Genomic DNA, 24,651 nt, shown 5'->3' on the forward strand with positions numbered 1-24,651 from the left:
GCGATCACCGGCCAACACTGGCTCGACGACCGCCCCCAGCGTTTCCCGGACGCGCCCGGCCCGGTTCCGCCCGCGGCGCGCCACGCCCGCGGGCACCGCTCGGCCCAAGCGGCGCGGACTGCTGAAGTACTGGCGGCAGTACCTGGCGATCTCGCCGTTCTACCTGATCTTCGCCGCGTTCTCCTTCTTCCCCGTCTTCTACTCGCTCTACCTGGCCTTCCAGCGCTGGGACGGCATGGGCACCATGCAGTTCGTGGGCCTTCAGCAGTTCCGGTTCCTGTGGGACGACCCGGTCTTCTGGCTCTCGATCCGCAACACCCTGGTGATCTGGGTGCTGTCCACCGTGCCGACGCTGCTGGGTGCCCTGGTGCTGGCGACGCTGCTGCACTCGGTGCGCCGCTTCAAGGGCTTCTACCGCATCGCGCTGTACGTGCCGAACGTGACCTCGATCGTCGCCGTGGCGATCTTCTTCGGCGCGGTGTTCAGCAACAACTTCGGCCTGGTCAACGCGATCCTGGGCACGGTCGGCATCTCGCCCGTGCCGTGGCTGAGCAACCCGTGGCTGATCAAGGTCGTCATCGCGCTGCTGATGACCTGGATGTGGACCGGCTACAACATGATCATCTACCTGGCCGGCCTCCAGGCGATCCCGACCTCGATCTACGAGGCGGCCAAGATGGACGGCGCGGGCCCCGTCCGCACCTTCTTCCAGATCACCGTCCCGATCATGCGGCCGATCATCCTGTTCACGGTCATCATCTCGACCATCAACGGCCTGCAGAGCTTCAGCGAACCGCAGGTCCTGTTCGCCAGCAACGCCGCCAACGCCAACCTCGGCGGCCCGGGCCAGGCGGGTCTGACCACGCTGCTGTACTTCTACCAGTCGGCCTTCCTCAACAACGACTACGGCTACGGCGCGGCCATCGTGTGGGCCTTCTTCCTGCTGATCGTCGTCCTCGTCGTCGTCAACTGGCGCATCACCACACGAGGGAGGAAGGCATGACCGCGGTGGACGACACCACGCACCGCGCCCCGCGCGCGAGGCGGCTGCGCCGCCCCAAGGGCCTGACCGCCCACATCATCCTCATGCTCTCCGTCGTCGTCTCGATCTTCCCGTTCCTGTGGACGATCGTCATGGCGACCAACACCACCCAGGACATCTACAAGAGCCCGCCGAAGCTGACCTTCGGCTCGCACCTGCTGGAGAACATCCGGCACGTGCTGCACACCATCGATTTCTTCGGGTCGATGTTCAACACGATCATCGTCGCGTGCGCGACGACCGTCCTGGTGCTGTTCGTCGACTCCCTGGCGGCCTTCACCTTCGCCAAGTTCGACTTCCCCGGACGCAAGATCCTGTTCGGCGCGCTGCTGCTGTTCATGATGCTGCCGCTGCAGCTGGCGATCCTGCCCCAGTTCATCCTGATGTCCAAGATCGGCTGGGTCGGCATGCTCAAGGCGCTGATCCCGCCCGCGCTCGCCAACGCCTTCGGCATCTTCTGGCTGCGCCAGTACATCGAGAACGGCGTGCCCGACGAACTGCTCGACGCCGCCCGCATCGACGGCGCCGGGTTCTTCCGCCAGTACTGGAACATCGCGCTGCCGATGATCAGGCCCGCCCTGTCCTTCCTGGCCATCTACGCCTTCGTGGGTGCCTGGAACGACTACGTCTGGCCGCTGGTCGTGCTCACCAACCCCGCCCACGTGACGCTGCAGGTGGAGCTCGCCCAGCTCAACGTCGGCCACACCACCGACTACAGCATGGTCATGGCCGGAGTGCTGATGGCCGCGCTGCCGCTGGTCGTGGTGTTCGCCGTCTTCGCCCGCGGGTTCATCGCGGGCGCCACCGAGGGAGCCGTCCAGGGCACCTGAGCCGGTGCCGTGAGAAAGGGGGTGGGCGGTGACGTACGAGATCGGCGGACGCGGCAAGGTGCTCGTCGTGGGCATGGACGGTCTGCGGTACGACCTGCTGGCCCGTTCGCCGGAGGCGGCGCCCGTGCTGCACGCCCTGATGGCCACGGGTGCCCACGGCAGCAGCCTGCTGCCCTACGGCGAGGTGGACGGCCAGGCCCCGGACGGGCCGTCCACCAGCATGGCCTACACCGACTCCGGGCCCGGCTGGTCGAGCGTGCTGACCGGGGTGTGGCCCGACCGGCACGGCGTGCGCGGCAACGACTTCGCCGGCGCCGACTACGCCCGCTACCCCGACTTCCTGACCCGGGCCGTCACCGCCCGGCGCCGGCTGCGCACCGCTGCCGTGGTGTCCTGGCCGGAGCTGATCCGGCGCGGCACCCTGGGCCCCGCCATCGGCCGCCGGGTCCGCTACGACGGCGAGTCGGACGGCTACGCCACCGCCGACCGCCTCGTCGCCCGCACCGCGGTGCGCTGGCTCACCCAGGACGACCCCGACGCCGTGTTCGTGTACTTCGGCGCCACCGACGAGGCCGCCCACGCCACGGGCCCGCACAGCCTCGCCTACGAGCAGGCCCTGCTCACCCAGGACATCCACCTCGGGTGGCTGCTGGCCGCCATCGAGACCAGACGCGCCGACCCCGCCCGCGCGCGGGAGCGCTGGACGGTCCTGGTCACCACGGACCACGGGCACCTCGACACCGGCGGCCACGGCGGCGACACCCGTGCCGAGCGGGAGGTGTTCGTCGTCCTCGCCGAGCCCGGCATGCCCGGCGGCACCCGGCTCGACACACCCCGCCTCGTCGACATCGCCCCCACCGTCCTGGACCGGCTCGGCGTCCGCGTCGACCCCGCCTGGGGCCTGCAGGGCCGGGTCCTGCACGGCCACGGCCACTCCTGCCACACCTCGAACTCCCCCCTCCCACCCCCGACTTCGGAACGGTCATGACCGACGCACCCCGCGGACCCCGCCCCGTCGACCCCCTCATCGCCCTGCGCCCCTGGGAGGCTCCCGAGCTGACCTCCTGGGGGCGCCTGCCGATGAACGCCGTCGACCGGCGCCCCGGAGCCCTCTCCCTGGACGGCGACTGGCGTTTCCAGCTGCTGCCCGCTCCGGACGCGCCGGTCGGCGGTCCCTGGTCCACGGCCCGGGTCCCCGGCGCCTGGACCCTGCAGGGCACGGACGACCTGCCGCAGTACACCAACGTCCGCATGCCGTTCCCCGACTTCCCGCCCGGCTCGCCCGACGCCAACCCGACGGGCGTGTACGAGCGTGAGGTGGACGTGCCCGGCGAGTGGGCCGGACGCCGGATCGTGCTCCAGGTCGGGGCCGCCGAGAGCGTGCTGCTGGTGCACGTGGACGGGCGGCCCGTCGGAATCTCCAAGGACTCCCATCTGGCCGCCGAGTTCGACCTGAGCGAGGTCGTGCGTCCCGGTGAGCGGTCCGTGCTGCGGCTCACCGTGGTCAAGTGGTCGGACGCCTCGCACATCGAGGACCAGGACCAGTGGTGGCACGGCGGCGTGACCCGGTCGGTGCTGCTGTACGCCACCGACCCGCTGCATCTCGCCGACGTGACCGTGCGGGCCGCCCACGACGGTGAGCTGCGCATCGACTGCCGGGTGCGCGACGCGCGCGGCGCGCTGCCCGACGGCTGGTACGTCAGCGGTGAGCTGGAGGGTCTGGCGCTCACCCAGGACAGCGAGTTCGACCGCGTCAACATCGAGGACGACCGCGTCTCCGACTTCCTGGGCGAGGCCCGCATCCACACGGTCGTCCCGGACGTGCGCACCTGGAACGCCGAGACGCCCGAGCTGTACGACCTCACCGTCCGGCTGCACCGCCAGGACGGCACGGTCGCCGACAGCTCCCGCCACCGCGTCGGCTTCCGCGACGTCGAGATCGCCGGCCTTGACCTGCTCGTCAACGGCGAGCGGGTCTTCATCCGGGGCGTCAACCGGCACGACTTCCACCCGCTGACCGGCAGGACTCTCTCGCGGGAGGACATGCGCGCGGACCTCGTCCTGCTCAAGCGCTTCGGCTTCAACGCGATCCGCACCTCCCACTACCCGAACGACCCCACGCTCTACGACCTCGCCGACGAACTCGGCTTCTACGTCGTCGACGAGGCGGACATCGAGTCCCACGACCACGCCCACGAGATCGCCGACGACCCCCGCTATCTGAACGCCTTCGTGGACCGGGTCTCGCGCATGGTCCTGCGCGACAAGAACCACCCGTCGATCATCATCTGGTCACTGGGCAACGAGTCCGACTACGGCGCGAACCACGACGCGGCGGCCGGCTGGCTGCGCCGCCACGACCCGACCCGGCCGGTCCAGTACGAGGGCGCGGCCAAGCTCGACTGGGCGGCGACCGACGACGCCTCCGACATCGCCTGCCCCATGTACGCCCCGCTGGAGGACTGTGTCGCCCACGCCCTGTCCGGCCGGCAGACCAGGCCCCTCATCCAGTGCGAGTACTCCCACGCGATGGGCAACAGCAACGGCACGCTGGCGGACCATTGGGCGGCCATCGAGTCCACGCCGGGGCTTCAGGGCGGGTTCATCTGGGAGTTCTGGGACCACGGAATCCTGCAACGCGTGAACGACGGCCAACCAGTCGGGCGCGCGGGCGCCGGGCTGTACGACAACGGTGTCACCGCGCCCGGCCACCGCTGGGCGTACGGCGGCGACTTCGGCGAGACCATCCACGACGGCGCGTTCATCGCGGACGGCGTGGTCTTCCCGGACCGCACCCCGAAGCCCTCCCTGTACGAGCACCGGGAGATCGCCGCGCCGGTGCGCATCGAGTGCTATAAGCACGAGGGCATCGTCCTCGGCAACCACCAGCACTTCCGCGGCCTGGACTGGCTGACCGGCACCTGGGAACTGTCCCTGGCGGACGGCCGTACCCTGACCGCGCCCGCCGAACTGCCCGCGCTGCGGCCCGGCGAGACGGCGGCCGTGCCGCTGCCCTTCGAGGTGCCGCGGGACGGCGGCGAGGCCTGGCTGACGCTGCGGGTCACCGTGGCCGAGGACCAGCCGTGGGCGCCGGCCGGCACCGAGCTGTGTGTGCCGCAGGTCCGGCTGCGCGGGCCCGAGACGCGTCAGGGCACCGTCATGGACCGGCCCGTCGAGGTCGACGACGAGGGCCTGCTGGTCCATCCCCTGCTGGCCCGTGCCCCCGCGCTGTCGCTGTGGCGGGCGCCCACCGACAACGACGAGCTGGGCGGCATGGCGCTGCGCTGGCGGACCTGGGGGCTGGACTCGCTGGTCCGCAAGGTCGTGTCGGTACGGCGGGACGGCGGCCGGGTGAGCGTTGACGCCGAGTACGCCGGCACCGTCGGGGTGGTGCGGCACCGGCAGGCGTTCACGCCGGTCGAGGGCGGTGTCCGCGTCGACGAGGAGGCCGAACTGCCCGCGGAGTTCGACGACGTCGCCCGGGTCGGGTCGGTGTTCGAGACCGCGCCGGGCCTGGATCTGCTGGACTGGTTCGGACAGGGCCCCTGGGAGTCGTACCCCGACCGGGCCTCCGGTGCGCCGGTCGGCCACCACTCCGCCCCCGTCGACGAGTTGTTCACCCCTTATCTGCGTCCCCAGGAGAGCGGCGGCCGGCACGGCGTACGGCACTTCACGCTGTCGGCACCGGACGCGACCGGTCTCACGGTCGTGCTGGACGAGCCGCGGCAGGTCTCCGTCACCCGGCATCGCGCCGAGGACCTGACGGCCGTCACCCACCACGACGAGCTGGTGCCGCGCTCCGGCTGCGTGGTGCACATCGACGCGGCACACCGGGGGCTGGGCACGGCCTCGTGCGGCCCCGACACCTTCCCCGAGTACCGCATCCCCGCGGGCGTCCACCGCTGGAGCTGGACCCTGCGCGTTCTGTAGAACTCCCCCCTTTCCTCGTCACCTTCTCTTCGCCACTTCTTCTTCGCCACCTTTACGGAGCACACGTGTGTACTTCGCATGACCACAACGAGGGCGAGGCCGCGCAGGCCGGTGCCGGAAGACGCAGCTTCCTGCGGGCCACGGCGCTGCTCGGCGCCGCCGCCACGGCCGCCGCCTCGACCGGGGTCGCGCTGCCGGCCGTGGCCGAGGCCGCCGAGAAGGGCGGCCGGCGACCGGACACGGACAGCCGCCGCTTCACGCTCGCGGTGATGCCCGACACCCAGTACCTCTTCGACGGCCCCAGCATCGACCCGGCGCCCATCGAGGCGTCCCTGCGCTATCTGCTGGAGCACGCCGAGGACGACAACATCGTCTTCCTGTCCCACCTCGGCGACCTCACCCAGAACGGCGCGGAGGCCGAGTTCGCCGCGATCAGCCAGGCGTTCGGGATCCTCGACCGGCGGGGCGTCGGCTACAGCGTGCTGGCCGGCAACCACGACGTGCGGTCCTCCACGGACGACCAGCGCGGCGCGAGCCCGTACCTGGACGCGTTCGGGCCGCAGCGTTTCAAGAGCAGGTCGACGTTCGGCGGCGCCTCCTCGGACGGCTACAACAGCTTTCACCTGTTCCGTGCGGCCGGCCGGGAGTGGCTGGTGCTCGCGCTGGACTGGCGGCTGTCGGCGAAGGGGTACGCCTGGGCGAAGGACGTCCTGGCCAAGCACCCGAAGACGCCGGTCATCCTGACCACGCACGAACTCGTCGTCGAGGACGACCAGTTGTCGGACTACGGCCAGCAGCTGTGGGACCAGTTGATCGCCGGCCACGACCAGATCTTCCTCACCCTCAACGGCCACTACTGGCCCGCGGGCCGCGCCACCCGCAAGAACGCGGCCGGCAACGAGGTGCATCTGCACCTGACGAACTACCAGAACCGCTACTTCGGCGGCGCGGCGATGATCCGCCTCTACCACTTCGACCTGGACCGGAACGTCATCGACGTGGAGACGGTCTCGCCGTGGATCCTCGGCCGGGCGGGCAAGGGCCTGAACGAGCTGGAGCGGCAGGAGATCGAGCTCAGCGGCGACGCCGACCGCTTCTCGGTCGACATCGACTTCGCGGACCGCTTCTCCGGCTTCGACCCGGTACCGGCCCGTCCGGCGCGGCCCGCGTCGAGGGTGCTGATCCCGGGGACGGTCGCCTACTGGCGGTTCGACGGGCCGGTCTCCGGGACCGTCCGTGACCTGTCCGGACGCGGCAACGACCTGGGCCTCGTCACGGTGGGCGGCGGCGCGCTCGGCTGGTCCTCCGACCACCACCCCGACCAGCCCGGCCACGGCAGCCTGGAGTTCCAGGGCTACAAGTCGCCGCTGAAGGGCGCGTACCTGAAGACGGTCGACGGTGCCCCGCTCAACTCGGCGACGTTCAAGGACGGTTACACCATCGAGGCGTTCTACCGCCTCCCCGCCGACTGGGACCCGGACCACAACGCCTGGTCCGGAATCGTCAGCCGCACCGGCACCGGAGGCGCCGCCGGCAAGACCGGCGACGACCCCGACGAGCCGCTCGCCACCCTCTCCCTCTCCAACGGCCGCGAACCCCAGTGGGCCATGCGGCCGCTCAACCAGGAGGGCATCGCCACCAACTGGGGCCAGGAGACACCGCTGGAGACCTGGTGGCACGTCGCGGTCGTCAACGACGGCCGGCACACCACCCTCTACGTCGAGGGCTGCCCGGTCGTCCGCAACCCGAAGGCCGCCGCGACCGGCATCACCTCCGTCGGACTGCCCTGGCTGCTCGGCGGCTACGAGTACGCCGGCAAGATCGACCAGATCCTGCACGGCCGCCTCGGCGACGTGCGGATCGTCGCGCGGGCGCTGCCCGTCACCTCCTTCATGACCCACTGACGCCCTCGACGAGGACCTTCGAAAAGATCATGACCGAGCAGCAGCTGCCCTCCTGGGCCGATCCCTCCGTCTCCCCCGCCCACCTCGACGCCCAGGGCGTCTCCAGGCGTCAACTCCTGCGTCGCGCGGGCCTGTTCGGCGCCGCCTTCGCCCTCGGCCCGGCGGCCACCCCTGCGTTCGCCGCCCCGCGGCCCGGCCTCGGCGGTGAGGACCCGCGTCTGGCGTACCTCGTCGGCGACCACCATGTGCACTCCGTCTACAGCCACGACGCCAAGTACACCTTCTCCCAGCAGGCGCGGGCCGCCGCCAGGTACGGCCTGGACTGGATGGTGTTCAACGAGCACTCCAACTTCGGGCACGCCTACTACGGCGCGAAGATGGAGCACGCCGAGATCCTCGAGGCCCGCGCCGAGAACCCGCGCCAGCTGATCTTCCAGGGCCTGGAGTGGTACATCCCGGCCGCCGAGCACTGCACGGTCTTCGCGGCGCCCGGCCCCCACGAGACCGACCTGCTCACACAGTTCGAGCTCGCCTACGACGGCAAGCTGCTCGGCTACACCGACGGCTCCGCCACCGGCACGGACACCGCCCGCAACGAGGCGCACGCCGTCAAGGCGATCAAGTGGCTGGCGGAACAGCGCCGTTCGGGATACGTCGACGACGTCCTGGTCCTCGCCAACCACCCGCTGCGGCTGGGCATCGACTCCCCGCACGAGATGCGCAACTGGCGGGACGCGGCTCCCGAGATCATGATCGGCATGGAGGGCGCTCCCGGCGCCCAGGGCGCCGCGATCCCCGGCTGGCGCAGTTCCACCTCCATCCGCGGCGAGTACGAGAACAAGCCGTCCGCGCAGTCCTGGGCGGGCTACCCGGCGGACGCCTATCTGACGTACGGCGGCTTCGACTGGGCCACCGCGACGGTCGGCGGCCTGTGGGACGCGATGCTCGCCGAGGGCCGCCTCTTCACGATCACCACCAACTCCGACAACCACCGCACGGTCTTCGACACCTGGAAGAACGGCGACTGGCCGGCCGGGCAGAACTTCGACAACACCGGCAAGCTGCCCGACCCGGTGAACACCGACACCCCCCAGCCGGGCAGCGACTTCTGGCCGGGCGAGTTCAGCCGCACCCACGTCGGCGTGACCCGCTACGGCTACCGCGCCGTGATGGCCGGCCTGCGCGCGGGCCGGGTCTGGCTGGACCACGGGCATCTGCTCGACGGACTGGACGTCCGGGTGAAGCGGGACTGCGACGCCGGCCGGGGCGTGACGCTGGGCGGCCGGCTGCGCGTCCGCAAGGGCGAGAGGATCACCCTGTACGTCACCGTCACGACCGCCTCCCGGGCCAACCCGCAGGGCATCCTCCCGGAGTTGGCGCACGTGGACGTGATCCGGGGCGCGGTGCGCGGACCGGTGACCGACCGGGACACCTGGAAGGCCCCGGACACCAGGGTCGTCCAGAGCAGGGACGTCTCGGGCCGCAAGGGGACGTACACCCTGCGCGTCCCGCTCACCGCCGGGGACGAGTCCTTCTACGTCCGGCTGCGCGGCAGCGACGGCAACCGGCACGGCGCCGGCTACCTGGGCGCGTCCGTGGACCCGCACGGGCCGGTCCCGCACGAACCCGGAAACGGTGACCCGTGGGCGGACACCTGGTTCTACTCGAACCCGGTCTTCGTCGACGTGGCGGGTGGCTGAGCCGCACTGATCGATGACGTCGTACCGTGGGCCGCATGAACGGTGAGGAATCGTCCTTGCGGCCCCAGTCCCTGCTGCTCACCTTCCTGGGCGACCAGGTGCTGGGACGGGACGTCTGTGTGTACTCGGGCAGCGTGATCGACGTGTTCGAGCGGGCCGGCGTGGGCGAGCAGGCGACGCGGTCGACGCTGACCCGGATGGTCAAGCGTGACCTGCTGCGGCGCCAGCGCGAGGGCCGCCGTATGTACTTCGGGCTCACCGAGCACTCCACGGCGGTCCTGCGCGACGGCGAGCGGCGCATCTGGCAGACGGGTGCCGTCAACCGGGACTGGGACGGCACCTGGACCCTGCTCGGTTTCTCGCTGCCGGAGTCCTGGCAGCGCCAGCGTCACGACCTGCGCTCCAAGCTCACCTGGAGCGGTTTCGGCCCGCTGTTCAGCGGTCTGTGGCTGGCGCCCGGCGAGGTCGACGTCTCGGAGCTGGTCTCCGAGCTGGGCCTGTCGGCCCATGTCAAGGTCTTCCGCGCGCACGCCGACGCCGGCACGGACATCGGCGCGATGATCGAGGAGACCTGGGACCTGTCCGAACTGGGCGCCGGTTACCAGGAGTTCGTGCGGCGCTGGCAGCCCTGGGAGACCGCGACGGCGGCCCCCGAGGACGCCCTGGCCCGGCGGCTCGTCCTCCAGGCGGAGTGGCTGCGGATCATCCGCCGCGACCCCCGACTGCCGGTGAAGCACCTGCCCGACGACTGGCCGGCGGAGGGGGCGGAGAAGACGTTCCGGGCGGTGTACGACCAGCTCACACCGCCCGCCCGGGACGCCGCGACGCGCCTTCTCGACCTGGTGCCGGTCCGCCCCGATCAGGCGTAGAAGCGGGACAGGCTCTGCAGGACGGCGGCCGGCTTGGTGCCGCCCTCGATCTCGATGGTGCCGTCGACGGTGATCTGCACCCCGCCCGGCACCTCCTCGACCTCCGCCAGCTTGCCGACCAGGCGGATGCGCGAGCCGACCTTCACCGGTGAGGGGAAACGGACCTTGTTCAGGCCGTAGTTGACCTTCGTGGTGACGCCCTGGACGTCCAGCAGCTCGGTGAACAGCGGGATGAAGAGGGAGAGGGTGAGGTAGCCGTGGGCGATCGGGGCGCCGAAGGGGCCCTCGGCGGCCTTCTCGGGGTCCACGTGGATCCACTGGTGGTCGCCGGTGGCGTCGGCGAAGGTGTTGATCCGCTCCTGGGTGACCTCGATCCACTCACTGGTGCCGAGGTCGCTGCCCGCGAGCTTCTTCAGTTCGTCGATGCCGTTGACGGTGATGCTCATGGAGTTCCTTAACTGTTGCCGTACCGGTTGCGGACACGGGACTTGAGGAGTTTCCCGGAGGCGGTGCGCGGCAGTTCGTCCGCCAGCACCACCGACTTCGGGATCTTGTACTTGGCGAGGCGTCCGGCCAGCGAGGCCAGCACCTCGTCGGGGTCCACCCGGACGCCCTCGCGGGGGACGACGACCGCCCGCGGCACCTCGCCCCACTTCTCGTCGGGCACGCCGATGACCGCGCACTCGACGATGCCGGGGTGGGCGAGGAGCAGGTCCTCGATCTCGGCGGGGTAGATGTTCTCGCCCCCGGAGATGATCATGTCCTTGATGCGGTCGACGATGTGGACGTACCCGTCCTCGTCGACCCGGGCCGCGTCCCCGCTGCGGAACCAGCCGTCCGCGAAGGAGGCGGCACTCTCCTCGGGCAGCCCCCAGTAGCCGGGCATGACGTGCGGCCCGCGGACCACGACCTCGCCGGTCTCGCCGACGTCGACGGGTGTGAGGTCCGGCCGGACGACCCGCACGTCGCTGAAGAAGTGCGGCACGCCCGCCGAGCCCGCCTTGCTGACGGCGTGCTCCGCGTCCAGGAAGAGCGTGCCGGGGGACGCCTCCGTCATGCCGTAACCCTGCAGGAAGGTCAGCCCGCGCTCCTGGTACGCGGCGATCAGCGGTGTGGAGACCGGGGAGCCGCCGCAGGTCAGGAGGCGCAGGGAGGACAGGTCCGCGTCGGGCCAGCGCGGGTGCCGGGCCACCTGTTCGAACATGGTCGGCACACCGAACATGAAGGTGATCCGGTGTTCCTCGATCAGGTCGAAGGTGGCGTTCGGGTCGAAGGCCTCGACCAGGACGCAGGTGCCGCCCTTCAGCAGCACCGGCAGCGTCAGCATGTTCAGGCCGGCCGTGTGGAACAACGGCGCGGAGACCAGGGCGCGTTCGTCGGCGATCAGGTCGTGGTCGATGAGGACGTTGACCGCGTTCCAGGTCAGGTTGGCGTGGGTGAGCATGGCGCCCTTGGGGCGGCCGGTCGTCCCCGAGGTGTACATGATGATGCAGGTGTCGTCGGGGGCGACCGGCTCGTCGACCGGTTCGGCCGGGGCGCCGGCCACCGCCTCCTCGTACTCCGCGCCCACCTCGACGTACGCCCGTACGTCGGTGTCGCCCGGCAGCCCGGCGACCAGCCCCGCGTGCGAGGGGCCGTAGACGAGCGCCTTCGCGCCGGAGTCGGCGAGCTGGAAGGCGATCTCCGGGCCCGCGAGGCGGGTGTTGAGCGGCACGAACACCGCGCCCAGCGTGCCCGCCGCGAACAGGGTCTCCAGGTAGGAGGGGTGGTTCGGGCCGAGGTAGGCGATGCGGTCGCCGCGCCGGATGCCGCGCGAGCGCAGGGCGTGGGCGAGGCGGGTGGTGCGGTCGTACAGCTGCGCGTACGTCAGCGAGGTGCCGCCGTGGATCAGGGCGGTGCGGTGCGGGGTCTTGCGGGCCCGGCGTGCGGGCCACGACCCCAGTCCCTCGTTGCGCATCTACGGCCCCTTACGGCTTGGCCAGCCCGAGCAGGCGGGCGGCGTTCTCCTTGAGGATCCTCGGCTTGACCTCGTCCTTGACCGGCAGCTTCTCGAAGTCGGCGAGCCAGCGGTCGGGGGTCAGGACGGGGAAGTCGGAGCCGAAGAGGACCTTGTCCTTCAGCAGCGTGTTCGCGTACTGCACGAGCTGCGGCGGGAAGTACTTCGGCGACCAGCCGGACAGGTCGATGTGCACGCCCGGCTTGTGCGTGGCGACGGCGAGGGCCTCGTCCTGCCAGGGGAAGGACGGATGCGCCAGGATGATCCTCAGATGCGGGAAGTCGGCCGCGACGTCGTCGACGTGGAGCGGGTTGGAGTACTTCAGGCGGATGCCGCCCCCGCCGGGGACACCGGCGCCGATGCCCGTCTGGCCGGTGTGGAAGAGGGCGATGGTGCCCGTCTCCTCGATCAGCTCGTACAGGTCGTACGCCACCGAGCGGTCGTTGGGGAAGAAGCCCTGGATGCTCGGGTGGAACTTGAAGCCCTTGACCCCGTACTCCTCGACCAGGCGGCGGGCCTGCTTCACGCCGGCCTTGCCGCGGAAGGGGTCGATGGAGGCGAAGGGGATGAGGACGTCCGCGTTGGCGGCGGCGGCCTCGGCGACCTCCTCGTTCGGGACGGGCGCGGTGCCGGTCGCGGACTCGGCGTCCACCGTGAAGATCACGGCTGCCATCCTCCGCTCCCGGTAGTAGGCGGCCGTCTCCTCGAGAGTCGGCTTCCGCTTGCCCTCGACCTTGAAGTAGGCGGAGGAGGCGTCGTGCAGATCGTCGTCCAGGGAGGAGTGCCCCTTGGAGGAGACCTCCGCGTGGGTGTGGACGTCGATCGCGACGAGGTCGTCGACGTTCATCGAGGGGGACATCACGCCTCCGGGAACTTGGGCGCCGGGATGCCGACGCTCTGCGGCTCTGCGCCGACCGAGGTGGCCCAGACGTCGGCCAGGCCCTGCGGGGTCCAGCCGCCGTCGGCGTACGCCGCCCTGATCTCCTGCGGATGCGACCAGAGTGCCACCTTGTCGCCGCCGATGCCGATGGCCTGGCCGGTGATCTGGCGGGCGGCCTCGGAGGCGAGGAAGGGCACGAGGGCCGCGCAGTCCTCGGGGGTGCCGAAGCCCTCGCCCTTGCGCAGGAAGTCCGGGAAGGGCTGCCCGTTCCTCAGGGCCTCGATGTACGGGGCGAAGGCGGGGATGGTCTCGGTCATCGCGGTGGCGGCCACCGGGACGATCGCGTTGACGGTGATGTTCGCCCGGCCCAGCTCCATCGACCAGGTGCGGGCCATGGCGGCGATGCCGGCCTTGGCGGCGGCGTAGTTCGTCTGCCCGAAGTTGCCGCGCTGGCCGGCCGGGGAGCCGACCAGGATCAGGGTGCCGCCCTCGCCCTGCTCGCGCATGCGGACGGCGGCGGCGCGGGCGCAGGTGAAGGTGCCCTTGAGGTGGGTGGTGATCACCGCGTCGAATTCGTCGTCGGTCATCTTCCACAGCACCTTGTCACGCAGGATGCCGGCGTTGGTGACCAGGACGTCCAGCCGCCCGAACTCCTCGACGGCCCGGTTCACCAGGCGGTCCGCGGCCTCGGAGGTGCCGACCGGGACGACCTCGGCGACGGCCCTGCCGCCCGCCTCGGTGATGGACTTCACGGCCGCCTCGGCCACGGCCTCGTCCACGTCGTTGACGACGACGGACGCGCCGTGGGCGGCCAGGGCGTGCGCATAGGCCAGTCCGAGGCCCCGGCCGCTGCCGGTGACGACGGCGACCTTGCCGGTGAGATCGATGCTGGGCACGGGTGGAGTCCCTTCAACATGGGCTGCGGCTTCGAGATCGAAGCTAAGAGCAATAATTGTTGACGTCAATAGTTGTTGGCGACCTCCGGGTGGGACATGCTGGAATCTGCACCGAGAAGCGCGCCCCTCGCGGGGCCGAGACCAGGGAGCCCGCCATCAGCCGACAGCACGCCAAGAACGCAGCCTCGATCGACGCCGACGAGCCCTGGATGCGCACGCTGCACGCGGACACGGGCTATCTGCTCTACCGGCTCGGCCTGCGCTCGGGGCAGTTGTTCAACACGTTCCTGCAGGAGTCGGGGCTGCGGCTGCGGCACTACGCCGTCCTGCGCTTCCTCGCCGGCTCCGAGGGGGCCCTGCAGCGCGAGCTGAGCACCCGGCTCGGGTACGACCCGAGCGCGATCGTCGGCCTGGTCGACGACCTGGAGAAGCTGGGCTTCGCCGAGCGCCGCCCCTCCCCAGACGACCGCCGCAGCCGCATCGTCGTCCTGACCGGGGACGGCCGCGCCTTCCTGCGCGACACGGACGAGGCGGGCCTGCGCGTGACCAACGACCTGCTGGGCCCCCTCGGTCCGGCCGAGCGGGAGACGCTGCACACGCTGCTGCTGCGGATCGCCGAGGACGGACTGGGCTGACCTCGCGCGCGCACTCCGCGGGGGTCGATGGTGTGCAAGTTATTGACTGCCGAATAAAGAGTGCCTAACTTCACCGGGGTTTCGTCCCGCACGCCCCACCGGAAGGGACCTCACGTGAAGACCCGCATCCGCCTCGCCGCGCTGACCCTCACCCTGGGCGCGACCGCCGCCGTACCCGCCCAGGCGGCCACGGACGCCCATGTCGAAGGCCGGCTCCCCTCGGGCGCCACGTACTCGATGGACGTGCCCGCCCACTGGAACGGCACCGTGCTGCTCTACAGCCACGGCTACCGCCCCGCCGGTGCGCCCAACCCGGCGCAGGACTCCCCCGACGCCACCACCGCCGGCAAGCTGCTCGGCGAGGGCTACGCGCTCATCGGCTCCTCGTACGCCACGACCGGCTGGGCGGTGACCCAGGCGGTACCGGACCAGCTCGCCACCCTCGACCTGTTCACCGCCGAGTTCGGCACCGCCCGGCGGACCATCGCCTGGGGCACCTCGTACGGCGGCCTGGTCACCACCACCCTCGCCGAGCGGCACGCGGACCGCTTCGACGGCTCGCTGTCGATGTGCGGGCTGGTCCAGGGCGGGGTCGCCAACTGGAACAGCACCCTCGACCCCGTCTTCGCCCTGCGGACCCTGCTCGCGCCCGGCGAGAACATCCCGCTCACCGGCTTCGCCGACCAGGCGGCGGCCGTGAGCGCGGCCAAGGCCCTCACCTCGAAGGTCTCCGCGGCCCAGCAGAGCGCCGCCGGCCGCGCCCGCATCGCGCTCGCCGCCGCCCTGCACGACATCCCCGGCCACAACGACCCCGCCCAGAGCCGGCCGGGCCCGACGGACTGGGACGGCCAGGAGCGCAACCAGTACACGGCCGTATCGGGTCTGCTGCAGCTGCCCGCCTTCAGCTGGCGGCAGGAGGCGGAGAGCCGGGCCGGGGGCAGCATGTCCTGGAACACCGGCGTCGACTACACCGCGATGCTGGGCCGGTCCCCGCTGTACAAAGAGGTGACGGAGCTCTACAAGGAGGCGGGACTGCCCTTGCGCACCGACCTCGCGGCACTGAACCGCGCCCCCCGGATCTCCGCCGACCCCGCGGCCGTGCGGTGGATGCGGCACACCAGTGTGTTCGGCGGCCGGCTGAGCGACCCGCAGCTCGACATCCACACCACCGGCGACGGACTGATCCCGGTCCAGGCCGAGAGCGCCTACAAGCGGGCCGCCACCGCGGCCGGCTCCGGCCGGCTGCTCAGCCAGGCGTACGTCGACGGCCCCGGACACTGCGCCTTCACCTCCGGCGAGATGCTGGGGGCTCTGCACACCCTGGAGCACCGCCTCGACACGGGCCGCTGGGACACCTCGCCGGCGGTCCTCAACTCCCGTGCCGCGCGCGAGGATTCGACGTCCGCGGCCCGGTACGTGAACTACCGCCCCGCCCCCTACCCCCGCCCCTACGACCTCGCGCACCCGGGAGACGCCCGGCCATGACCCTCCGCTCCGCGCCCGACCGGCTGCTGTCCGTGCTCGCCGCGTTCGACCACGAGCACCCGGCGCTGTCCCTGACGGACATCAGCCGGCGGGCCGGGCTGACCCTCACCACCGCGCACCGCCTGGTCGGCGCGCTCACCGACTGGGGCGCGCTGGAGCGGGACACGTCCGGCCTCTACCACGTCGGGCTCCGGCTCTGGGAGGTCGCGGCACTCGCCCCGCGCGGACTGGCCCTGCGGCAGATCGCCCTGCCGTACCTGGAGGACCTGTACGAGGCCACCCACGAGAACGTGCAGATGGCGGTGCGGGACGGGAGCGAGGTCGTCTACATCGAGTGGCTGTCGGGGCGGTCGGCGGTCGGCGTGCACATCCGGGTCGGCGCGCGCTGGCCGCTGCACGCCACGGGGGTCGGGCTCGCGCTGCTGGCGCACGCGGACCCGGACTCCCAGGACGAGTACTGCGCGGGCCCGCTCGCGTCCTTCACGCCGTACACCATCACCGACCCGGCACGGCTGCGCCGGGTGCTGGCCGAGGTACGGCGCACGGGGGTCGCGGTGAGCAGCCGGCAGGTCACCGACGACGCCCTGTCGGTGGCCGCCCCGGTACGCGGACCGGGCGGCACGGTGACGGCCGCGGTGTCGGTGGTGGTACCGCAGACCGACGCCCAGATCCCGGTCCTCATACCGGCGGTACGGCTCGCGGCCCGAGGAATCTCCCGAGCGCTGGGCTGGCGGCCGCCGAAGGAGCCGTGAGCGACATCGCGAGGGCTGACGGTCCCTGTTCCTCCGGTCGCATATCCCTCTCATCGGCGAGGCGCACGCCTGCGCTCCTCGGGATACTGGAACGGCCCTTGTCCGAGGAGCCGCTCATGTCCCCGTCCTCCTGGATCGCGCGGATCGCCGCGCGGGTGCGTGCCGCGAATCCGTACGTCGTCGACACCGCCCTCGCCGCGCTCGTGCTGTTCGCCGTGTCCCTGCAGTGGCTGTTTCCCGACGAGGGCGACGACCGCCTCAGTTGGCAGGGCTGGCTGCTCGGCACGGCGACCGCGGTGCCGCTGGTGTGGCGGCGGCGCGCGCCCTTCGCCACCGCGTGGGTGATCTCCGCGGCGACGCCCGCGATGGCCGTCTACCACGCGCCCCCACCGGACGTGGTGTGGGGCGGCCTCGTCGTGCTGTACACGCTGGCCGCCCGCTCGCCCGCCTGGCAGCGCCGCCTGATGCTGGCGGGCTGGCTGCTCGGCACGACGCTGACCATGCAGCACAAGGAGAACGCGCGGCCCTTCGAGTACGCCTTCCATCTGCTGACGATCCTGTGCGCGTACGGGCTCGGCACGCTCGCCCGGGTGCAGCGCGCGTACACCGACGCGGTCGAGGACCGGGCCCGGCGGCTGGAGGGCGAGCGGGCCGCGGACACCGCACGGGCCATCGCCCAGGAACGGGCCAGGATCGCCCGGGACATGCACGACGTCCTCGCCCACGCGGTGAGCCTGATGGTGGTGCAGGCGGAGGCGGGACCGGTCGTGGTGCGCAGCGATCCGCAGCGCGCGGAGGCCGCCTTCGACGCGATCGCGACGGCCGGCCGGGACGCGATGGCGCAGCTGCGGCGGATCCTCGGCGTGCTCAAGGAGGAGCCCCGCGACGGTACTTCACCCCAGCCGGGGACGGCGGCCCTGCCCGGGCTGGTGCGCCGGGTCGGTGAATCCACCGGTCTGCGCGTGGAGTTGCGCACGACGGGCGAGCCGCGGGCGCTGCCGCCGGACGTGGAGGTCGCCGCCTACCGGGTGGCGCAGGAGGCGCTGACGAACACCGTGAAGCATGCGTACGCTGCCTCGGCGACGGTCGAACTGGACTGGACGGAGGACGCGTTGACCCTGACGGTGACCGACGACGGACGGGGCCCGGCGGGGCCGGGCGGCGGACACGGGCTCATCGGCATCCGGGAGCGGGCCGCCGCCTGCGGAGGCAGCGCGGACACCGGTCGGGGACCGGACGGCGGCTTCCGGGTCGCCGTACGGCTGCCCGTCGCGGCGGACCGGCAGGCGGCGCTGGGGTGAGCATCCGTGTGGTCGTCGCCGACGACCAGGAACTCGTGCGCAGCGGGTTCAGCATGATCCTCGAAGCCCAGCAGGACATCGAGGTCGTCGCGGAGGCCGGGGACGGCGCCGAGGCGGTCGCGGCGGTGCACCGGCACGCGCCGGACGTGCTGCTCCTCGACATCCGCATGCCGGAGATGGACGGACTGGAGGCGGCCCGGCGGGTGTGCGCCCAGTCCGCGTGCAAGGTCGTCATGCTGACGACGTTCGACCTCGACGAGTACGTGTACGAGGCGCTGTACGCGGGCGCCAGCGGCTTCCTCCTCAAGGACGTGCGCCGCGACGACCTGGTGCACGCCGTGCGCGTGGTCGCGGCCGGCGACTCCCTGCTCGCGCCCACGGTGACCCGGCGCCTCGTCGCGGACGTCGTCCGGCGCCGCCGGGAGGAGACCGCCGCCTCGGCCACCCCGCAGCGTCTGGAGGTCCTGACCGCCCGCGAGGTGGAGACCCTGCGGCTGCTGGCCCGCGGCCTGTCCAACGCCGAGATCGCCACGGCCTTCTTCGTCAGCGAGCACACCGTCAAGACCCACGTCAGCAACGTCCTGGCCAAGCTCGGCCTGCGGGACCGGGTCCAGGCGGTGATCTGCGCGTACGAGACGGGTCTGGTGGCACCCGGGGCTCCCTAGCCGAGCTCCTCGAAGAGGGTCAGCTGGAGCGCACCCGGGGCCTCCAGGCGCGAGTTCAGGGAGTTCCAGGGCGTGCGGGTCGGTTCGGCGAGGACGTCGGCTCCGGCGGCGGCGAGCCGTGCCGTGACGGCGGTGGAGTCGTCCACCTGGAAGGCGACCCGGATCCGCCCGGCCACGCGCCGCCCCACCTCCACCTCGTCGATGAAGGCGGCGTGCCCCGGATCGGTCAGCTCCAGGGTGGCCCGGCCCGCCTCCAGGATGGTGACCCGGCCGTCGGGGGACGAGAAGGCGGCACGCTCGGGAAGGCCGAGGACGTCCCGGTAGAAGCGCAGCGCCTCGTCGTAGTCGGTCGCCGTGACGACGAGACGGAGTTCGCGGACGGGGGATTCCTCGGACACGGGGCGCTCCTCGACGGCCGGGTGTGGTGCGTCGGTCAACCTCCGCCGCGACCGGAACGATTCCCGCCTCCCCCTGGAGAGTGAGCCGCACCCCCGTCTCCCCCGTGCGGCCGAGGACTCGAAACCGCTCGCTCCGGCGATCCGGGGGCGCCCCCGCCCGCACGAGCCTGAGGGCATGTCCACCGACGCCCCGCTGGGAGGGACCGTGCTCTGCGTCCTCGCCCGGACGGCCACCCGCCGTCCGCTGACCGTGATCCTGCTCTGGCTGCTCTTCCTGCTGCTCGGCTTCGGGCTCGGGACGGGCGTCTTCGGGCGGCTCTCCGACAACGTGCCCGACGTCCCCGGCACCGAGTCCGAGCACGCGGCCCAGTACCTCGACCGGACCGATCCGACCGGTGAGTCGATCACCGGGGTCGTGGCGGGCGTCGCGGTGACCGACGCCGGCCTGCGCACCCAGGTCGAACGGGCCGTCGCCGACGTGCGTCGCGTTCCCGGGGTCGCCGCCGTACCGGATCCGTACACCACCCGCGGGCTCACGGCGCGCGACGGGCGCGCCCTGATCGTCCCGGTCACCCTCGAGGGCGGTCTCGGCGACGACGCCGAGGAGCAGGCCGTCGACGCGGCCGCCGCGCGCATCAAGCGGATCGAGGCGCCCGACGTGCACGTCAGCGGCGGCCCGTTGCTCGGCAAGCAGCTCGGCGAACGGGCCCAGGAGGACGTGCGCGACGCCGAGTTGATCTCCCTGCCCGTCGTACTCGCCCTGCTGCTCGTGGTGTTCGGCGGACTGCGCGCGGCCGGGCTGCCGCTCGTGATCGCGGTCAGCGGGATCGCGGGCGCGTTCCTGGCGCTGTTCGGCTTCAGCCAGGTCACCGACGTCTCGGTGTACGCGATCCAGGTCACCACCATGCTGGGGCTCGGACTCGCCGTGGACTACGCCCTGTTGATGCTGGTCCGCTTCCGGGAGGAACGCCGGCACACCGAGGACGTGGTCGAGGCCGTGCACCGTACGGTCGCGGCGGCCGGGCGGACCGTGCTGTTCTCCGGGCTCACGGTCGCCGTCAGCCTCACCGGACTGCTGGTCTTCCCGAGCGTGTTCCTGCGCAGCATGGGCCTCGCGGTGGCGGCGGTCGTGGTCGTCGACATGCTCGCCGCGGTGACGCTGCTGCCGGCACTGCTGACGCGGTTCGGCGCGCGGATCGCCCCCGCGAGGACACGGCCACCGGGCGAGGAGGGCCGCATCTTCGCCCGCCTGGCGCGCTTCGCCGCCCGCCGCCGGATCGCCGTGCTCGCCACCGTCGTACCGGCCCTGCTGGTCCTCGCCCTGCCCGTCACCGGCATGCGGATCGAGATCGGTGACGCCACCCAGCTCCCCTCGAGCACCGAGGCACGGCAGTTGTACGACACCGTGGGCGCCCACTTCCCGCCCGGCACGGGCGTCTCGCCGGTCACGGTCGTCCTGAGGCCCGGCACCGACGCGGCGACCGCCGACCGGATCCGCGCCCTGTCCCCGACGGCCCAGACCCGTGCGCTGCCGGGCGGGGCGACGATCGTACAACTGCAGCCGCCCGGCCCGGTCGACGGCGCGGCGGCCACCGGCCTGGTGAAGCGGGTGCGGGAGCTGCGTGGCGCGGAGCCGGTCCAGGTCACCGGGCAGGCCGCCCGTCTCGTGGACTTCCGCGCGATGCTCGCCGACCGGGCGCCCTGGGCCGCCCTGACCGTGCTCGTCGGCATCTTCGCGCTGCTGTTCGCCTTCACGGGCTCGGTACTGATCCCACTGCGCACGATCCTGACCACGCTGCTCAGCCTGGGCGCCGCGCTCGGTGTGGTGGTGTGGGTCTTCCAGGACGGTCATCTGGCCGGGGCGCTGGGCGCCGAGGGTCTGGGCGCCCTGAGTCTGACCGCGCCACCGCTGATCGTGGCCATCGCCTTCGGACTGGCCATGGACTACGAGCTGTTCATCCTGGCCCGCATGCGCGAGGCGCGCCGGCTGACCGGGGACGACCAGGAGGCCGTGGTGACCGGTCTGCGCCGCTCCGGGCGCGTGGTGACCTGCGCCGCGCTGCTGCTGGCCGTCGTCTTCGGCGCCTTCATGACCGGCGGCTTCTCCCCGATCCTGCAGATCGGCCTCGGGCTGACCCTCGCGGTTCTGATCGACGCGACGGTCGTACGGATGCTGCTGGTCCCGGCGACGATGGCGCTGCTGGGGCCGCGGGCGTGGTGGGCGCCGAGGCCGCTGCGGCGGGCGCACGAGCGGTTCGGGGTGAGCGAGGAGGCTCCAAGGCCGGTCGAGCCGGCGCACCTCTGAAGCAGGAAGGCACGCACGGAAACGGCCGGGCCCCCGGGGAGTCCTCACCGGAATCTCAGGAAGCGGCCCGGCCTTTCAAAGGATCAGCACATACGCGCGGCGCAGGATCCATCCGGACAAGGTGGAAATCCCAGGAAGGCCTGCCGTGGGCGTCTCGCACATATCGAACCGGTCCCCGCAGCGGTCGGGGAGGTGGTCCCGGCGCGGTGTGCTCGGCGCGCTCGGCGTCGTACCGGCCGCCGCCGTACTGAGCGGGTGCAGCGGTTCGGCGGGCGCCTCCGAGGACACGGCCACGCCCGCCGCGTCCGCGAAGGCGGCGGCGAGGAGGCCGACGGTCTCGGTCACCCCCGCCGACGGCACCAGGAAGGCCGACTTCGCGAACCCGGTCGAGGTCACCGTGACCGACGGCACGCTCGCGTCGGTCAAGGTCACCGGCAACGACGGCTCGACACTGGCCGGTTCGTTCAACGCGGCCAGGACCCGGTGGACGTCGGCGAGAAACCCGTACTCGGGCACGAAGTACACGGTGACCGCCACCCCGGAGGGCGGCTCGGCGCGCACCGCGACCTTCACCACCAAGTCGCCCGGCGCGATCTTCGTCGGCTACTTCACGCCCGAGGCGGACTCGACCTCCGGCGTCGGCATGCCCGTGTCGGTCAACTTCACGCACGCCGTGAAGGACAGGGCGGCCGTGCAGAAGGCCATCACCGTCACCGCCGAGCCCGCCGTCGAGGTGGTGGGCCACTGGTTCGGCGACACCCGGCTGGACTTCCGGCCCGAGACGTACTGGGCGTCCGGCACGAAGATCACCCTCAGCCTGCGGCTGAAGGACGTCCAGGGCGCCGAGCACGTCTACGGCGTCCAGCACAAGGACGTCACCTTCCACATCGGCCGCGCCCAGATCAGCACCGTCGACCTGGCGGCCAAGAAGATGGTGGTCGAGCGGGACGGGGAGACCATCGCCACCTACCCGGTCTCCGGCGGCAACGCCCAGCACACCACCTGGTCCGGGATCATGGTGATCAGCGAGCGGTTCCAGCAGACCCGGATGGAGTCCTCCACGGTCGGCCTCGGCGACGAGTACGACATCCCGGACGTGCCGCACGCCCAGCGCCTGACCACCTCGGGCACCTTCGTGCACGGCAACTACTGGGCGTCCGCCTCGGTGTTCGGCCACGAGAACACCAGTCACGGCTGCGTCGGCCTGCACGACGCGAAGGGCGCGAACGACCCCTCCGTGGACGGCTACAAGTTCTACAAGAGCTCGATGCTCGGGGATGTCGTCATCGTCAGGAACTCCGGCGAGCGCACGGTGGATCCGGCCAACGGCCTCAACGGCTGGAACCTGTCGTGGGCCCGGTGGAAGGCGGGGAGCGCCGTCTAGCACCAAACGCCATTCATGGGGTGAACTCACCCGCGCCGGAAGGACTTTCCTTGTTTTAAGTCTTGACGACCGGTGTGGGCGGGAGCACATTGGGGCCACTTTGAGAGCGCTCTCAATCGGCACCCCGCAGCCATCCCCGTACCCGAGAGGCACCCCCATGAGTGCAAGCTCCGGCACACCGAGACGGCGACGCGCGCTCGTCGCCGTCCTCAGCACGCTCGGCCTGGCGGCCGCGCTCGCCACGGCCGCCACCCAGTCCGCCGACGCCTCCGCCCCCACACCCCCGTCGGGCTGGACCCAGGTCTTCCTCGACGACTTCAACGGCTCGGCCGGCACCGGCGTCTCCACCTCCAACTGGCAGTACGACACCGGAACCTCGTATCCGGGCGGCCCCGCCAACTGGGGCACCTCCGAGGTCGAGACGATGACCAGCAGCACCAGCAACGTCGCCCTCGACGGCAGCGGCAACCTGAAGATCACCCCGATCCGGGACGCGGCCGGCAACTGGACCTCGGGCCGTATCGAGACCAACCGCACCGACTTCCAGCCCCCGGCGGGCGGCAAGCTGCGCGTCGAGGCACGGATCCAGATGCCCAACGTGACCGGGAACGCGGCGGCCGGCTACTGGCCGGCGTTCTGGATGCTGGGCGCGCCCTACCGGGGCAACTACCAGAACTGGCCGAGCGTCGGCGAGCTCGACATCATGGAGAACGTCAACGGCATCAACAAGACCTGGGCCACCATGCACTGCGGCACGGCCTCGGGCGGCCCCTGCAACGAGACGACAGGCCTGGGCAGTTCGACGGCCTGCCCCAACACGACCTGCCAGTCGGGCTTCCACACCTACACCATGGAATGGGACCGCTCGGTCAGCCCCGAGGCGATCCGCTTCTCCGTCGACGGGGTCACCTACCAGACGGTGACGGCCGGTCAGGTGGACGCGACGACCTGGGCCAACGCCACCAACCACGGCTTCTTCGTCATCCTGAACGTGGCGATGGGCGGCGCCTTCCCGGCCGCGTTCGGCGGCGGACCGACCAGCGCCACCGAGTCCGGGCATCCGATGCTGGTGGACTACGTCCAGGTGCTGTCGTCCAGTGGGAGCGGTACCACCACTCCTCCGCCGTCCGGCAACCGTGACGCCTACAGCGCCATCCAGGCGGAGTCGTACGACAGCCAGTCCGGCGTCAGCACCGAGACCACCTCGGACACCGGCGGTGGACAGGACGTCGGCTACATAGCCAACGGCGACTGGGCCCTCTACAAGGGCGTCAACTTCGGCTCCACGGCGGCCGGGCAGTTCTACGCCCGGGTGGCGAGCGGCGCGGCGAGCGGGGTGAGCGGCCTGGTCCAGGTACGCCTCGACAGCGCCACCAGCACACCCGTCGGCAGCTTCGCCGTCGCCAACACCGGCGGCTGGCAGTCCTGGACGACGATCCCGGCCAACATCAGCGCGGTCACCGGCACCCACGACGTCTATCTGACCTTCTCCAGCGGCCAGCCCGCGGACTTCGTGAACGTCAACTGGTTCGACTTCGGTCACTGACGGCGCGGTTCACGGAGCGAGGGGCCCCACGCCTTGGGTCGAACCACAGCCCAGGACGGTGGTCGCCCCACCGCCCGGCCACCAGCTCCGCGACCGTGCGCCTCCTGGAGTCCATGGAGCCGCAGGTTAGTTG

The 24,651-nt window shown here is 71.5% G+C and carries 20 protein-coding genes; 15 read left to right on the forward strand and 5 right to left on the reverse strand.

Going from position 1 to position 24,651, the window contains the following annotated elements:
- Positions 1–118 precede the first annotated feature (118 nt).
- The 7 genes from ACWCQ1_RS48380 to ACWCQ1_RS48410 all read left to right on the forward strand — a co-directional run bounded on the left by ACWCQ1_RS48380 (position 119) and on the right by ACWCQ1_RS48410 (position 10,275).
- Positions 119–1,003 (forward strand): carbohydrate ABC transporter permease, encoded by an 885-nt coding sequence (locus ACWCQ1_RS48380; protein WP_133042154.1) that lies wholly within the window; start codon positions 119–121, stop codon positions 1,001–1,003.
- Positions 1,000–1,872 carry a carbohydrate ABC transporter permease gene (locus ACWCQ1_RS48385; RefSeq protein WP_133041987.1) on the forward strand — a complete coding sequence of 291 codons (873 nt, stop codon included), beginning with the start codon at positions 1,000–1,002 and terminating at the stop codon, positions 1,870–1,872. The genes ACWCQ1_RS48380 and ACWCQ1_RS48385 overlap by 4 nt, the downstream gene beginning before the upstream one ends.
- A gap of 28 nt (positions 1,873–1,900) precedes the next feature.
- Positions 1,901–2,860 carry an alkaline phosphatase family protein gene (locus ACWCQ1_RS48390; RefSeq protein ID WP_358596007.1) on the forward strand — a complete coding sequence of 320 codons (960 nt, stop codon included), beginning with the start codon at positions 1,901–1,903 and terminating at the stop codon, positions 2,858–2,860.
- Positions 2,857–5,802 carry a glycoside hydrolase family 2 TIM barrel-domain containing protein gene (locus ACWCQ1_RS48395; protein ID WP_358596010.1) on the forward strand — a complete coding sequence of 982 codons (2,946 nt, stop codon included), beginning with the start codon at positions 2,857–2,859 and terminating at the stop codon, positions 5,800–5,802. Before ACWCQ1_RS48390 ends, ACWCQ1_RS48395 begins: the two co-directional genes overlap by 4 nt.
- A gap of 65 nt (positions 5,803–5,867) precedes the next feature.
- Positions 5,868–7,706 (forward strand): LamG-like jellyroll fold domain-containing protein, encoded by a 1,839-nt coding sequence (locus ACWCQ1_RS48400; RefSeq protein WP_358596012.1) that lies wholly within the window; start codon positions 5,868–5,870, stop codon positions 7,704–7,706.
- Between the two features lie 29 nt (positions 7,707–7,735).
- Positions 7,736–9,406, forward strand: a complete 1,671-nt coding sequence (locus ACWCQ1_RS48405) for a histidinol-phosphatase (RefSeq protein WP_451029644.1) — start codon at positions 7,736–7,738, stop codon at positions 9,404–9,406.
- Positions 9,407–9,441: 35 nt separating this feature from the next.
- Complete coding sequence (locus tag ACWCQ1_RS48410; protein WP_358596018.1) at positions 9,442–10,275, forward strand: PaaX family transcriptional regulator; 834 nt, start codon at positions 9,442–9,444, stop codon at positions 10,273–10,275.
- On the opposite strand, the gene ACWCQ1_RS48415 is transcribed toward ACWCQ1_RS48410, so the two are convergent.
- Genes ACWCQ1_RS48415 through ACWCQ1_RS48430 form a run of 4 tightly spaced genes read right to left on the reverse strand, consistent with a single transcriptional unit; the run spans position 10,266 to position 14,047 of the window.
- The gene (locus tag ACWCQ1_RS48415; protein ID WP_133041982.1) at positions 10,266–10,721 is read right to left on the reverse strand and encodes a MaoC family dehydratase; all 456 of its coding nucleotides are present in this window, start codon (positions 10,719–10,721) and stop codon (positions 10,266–10,268) included. The genes ACWCQ1_RS48410 and ACWCQ1_RS48415 overlap by 10 nt on opposite strands.
- Before the next feature lie 8 nt (positions 10,722–10,729).
- Entirely contained in the window at positions 10,730–12,232 is a 1,503-nt protein-coding gene (locus ACWCQ1_RS48420; RefSeq protein WP_451029645.1) for an acyl-CoA synthetase, read from the reverse strand.
- A 10-nt stretch (positions 12,233–12,242) separates the two neighbouring features.
- Complete coding sequence (locus tag ACWCQ1_RS48425; RefSeq protein WP_451029650.1) at positions 12,243–13,118, reverse strand: amidohydrolase family protein; 876 nt, start codon at positions 13,116–13,118, stop codon at positions 12,243–12,245.
- 11 nt (positions 13,119–13,129) lie between these two features.
- Complete coding sequence (locus ACWCQ1_RS48430; protein WP_451029646.1) at positions 13,130–14,047, reverse strand: SDR family NAD(P)-dependent oxidoreductase; 918 nt, start codon at positions 14,045–14,047, stop codon at positions 13,130–13,132.
- Positions 14,048–14,256: 209 nt separating this feature from the next.
- Between ACWCQ1_RS48430 and ACWCQ1_RS48435 the strand changes: the two genes are divergently transcribed.
- The 5 genes from ACWCQ1_RS48435 to ACWCQ1_RS48455 all read left to right on the forward strand — a co-directional run bounded on the left by ACWCQ1_RS48435 (position 14,257) and on the right by ACWCQ1_RS48455 (position 18,885).
- The gene (locus ACWCQ1_RS48435) at positions 14,257–14,682 is read left to right on the forward strand and encodes a MarR family winged helix-turn-helix transcriptional regulator (protein ID WP_133042151.1); all 426 of its coding nucleotides are present in this window, start codon (positions 14,257–14,259) and stop codon (positions 14,680–14,682) included.
- 114 nt (positions 14,683–14,796) lie between these two features.
- Complete coding sequence (locus tag ACWCQ1_RS48440) at positions 14,797–16,167, forward strand: prolyl oligopeptidase family serine peptidase (RefSeq protein WP_451029647.1); 1,371 nt, start codon at positions 14,797–14,799, stop codon at positions 16,165–16,167.
- On the forward strand, positions 16,164–16,919 hold the full coding sequence (locus tag ACWCQ1_RS48445; protein WP_358596027.1) for an IclR family transcriptional regulator: 756 nt from the start codon (positions 16,164–16,166) through the stop codon (positions 16,917–16,919). The genes ACWCQ1_RS48440 and ACWCQ1_RS48445 overlap by 4 nt, the downstream gene beginning before the upstream one ends.
- A gap of 116 nt (positions 16,920–17,035) precedes the next feature.
- The gene (locus tag ACWCQ1_RS48450) at positions 17,036–18,220 is read left to right on the forward strand and encodes a sensor histidine kinase (protein ID WP_358596030.1); all 1,185 of its coding nucleotides are present in this window, start codon (positions 17,036–17,038) and stop codon (positions 18,218–18,220) included.
- Positions 18,217–18,885: a response regulator transcription factor gene (locus ACWCQ1_RS48455; protein ID WP_358596033.1), complete on the forward strand. Its 669-nt coding sequence runs from the start codon at positions 18,217–18,219 to the stop codon at positions 18,883–18,885. Before ACWCQ1_RS48450 ends, ACWCQ1_RS48455 begins: the two co-directional genes overlap by 4 nt.
- On the opposite strand, the gene ACWCQ1_RS48460 is transcribed toward ACWCQ1_RS48455, so the two are convergent.
- Positions 18,882–19,283 (reverse strand): VOC family protein, encoded by a 402-nt coding sequence (locus ACWCQ1_RS48460; protein WP_358596036.1) that lies wholly within the window; start codon positions 19,281–19,283, stop codon positions 18,882–18,884. The two genes, ACWCQ1_RS48455 and ACWCQ1_RS48460, sit on opposite strands and share 4 nt — an antisense overlap.
- A 205-nt stretch (positions 19,284–19,488) precedes the next feature.
- Here ACWCQ1_RS48460 and ACWCQ1_RS48465 point away from each other — a divergent pair, with 205 nt between their 5' ends.
- From ACWCQ1_RS48465 to ACWCQ1_RS48475, 3 genes are all read left to right on the forward strand, one after another.
- Entirely contained in the window at positions 19,489–21,588 is a 2,100-nt protein-coding gene (locus ACWCQ1_RS48465) for an MMPL family transporter (RefSeq protein WP_358596729.1), read from the forward strand.
- 145 nt (positions 21,589–21,733) lie between these two features.
- Positions 21,734–22,972, forward strand: a complete 1,239-nt coding sequence (locus ACWCQ1_RS48470; RefSeq protein WP_451029648.1) for a L,D-transpeptidase — start codon at positions 21,734–21,736, stop codon at positions 22,970–22,972.
- Between the two features lie 157 nt (positions 22,973–23,129).
- Positions 23,130–24,518 (forward strand): glycoside hydrolase family 16 protein, encoded by a 1,389-nt coding sequence (locus tag ACWCQ1_RS48475; protein ID WP_451029649.1) that lies wholly within the window; start codon positions 23,130–23,132, stop codon positions 24,516–24,518.
- The last annotated feature ends 133 nt before the right edge of the window (positions 24,519–24,651 follow it).

This window comes from Streptomyces sp. NPDC002144 (genome assembly GCF_053593695.1).

Coding starts and splice junctions, on each gene's coding strand:
- ACWCQ1_RS48385 (WP_133041987.1), top strand. CDS start 1,000: ATGACCGCGGTGGACGACACCACGCACCGCGCCCCGCGCGCGAGGCGG.
- ACWCQ1_RS48395 (WP_358596010.1), top strand. CDS start 2,857: ATGACCGACGCACCCCGCGGACCCCGCCCCGTCGACCCCCTCATCGCC.
- ACWCQ1_RS48405 (WP_451029644.1), top strand. CDS start 7,736: ATGACCGAGCAGCAGCTGCCCTCCTGGGCCGATCCCTCCGTCTCCCCC.
- ACWCQ1_RS48410 (WP_358596018.1), top strand. CDS start 9,442: ATGAACGGTGAGGAATCGTCCTTGCGGCCCCAGTCCCTGCTGCTCACC.
- ACWCQ1_RS48415 (WP_133041982.1), bottom strand. CDS start 10,721: ATGAGCATCACCGTCAACGGCATCGACGAACTGAAGAAGCTCGCGGGC.
- ACWCQ1_RS48420 (WP_451029645.1), bottom strand. CDS start 12,232: ATGCGCAACGAGGGACTGGGGTCGTGGCCCGCACGCCGGGCCCGCAAG.
- ACWCQ1_RS48425 (WP_451029650.1), bottom strand. CDS start 13,118: ATGAACGTCGACGACCTCGTCGCGATCGACGTCCACACCCACGCGGAG.
- ACWCQ1_RS48435 (WP_133042151.1), top strand. CDS start 14,257: ATGCGCACGCTGCACGCGGACACGGGCTATCTGCTCTACCGGCTCGGC.
- ACWCQ1_RS48445 (WP_358596027.1), top strand. CDS start 16,164: ATGACCCTCCGCTCCGCGCCCGACCGGCTGCTGTCCGTGCTCGCCGCG.
- ACWCQ1_RS48450 (WP_358596030.1), top strand. CDS start 17,036: ATGTCCCCGTCCTCCTGGATCGCGCGGATCGCCGCGCGGGTGCGTGCC.
- ACWCQ1_RS48475 (WP_451029649.1), top strand. CDS start 23,130: ATGAGTGCAAGCTCCGGCACACCGAGACGGCGACGCGCGCTCGTCGCC.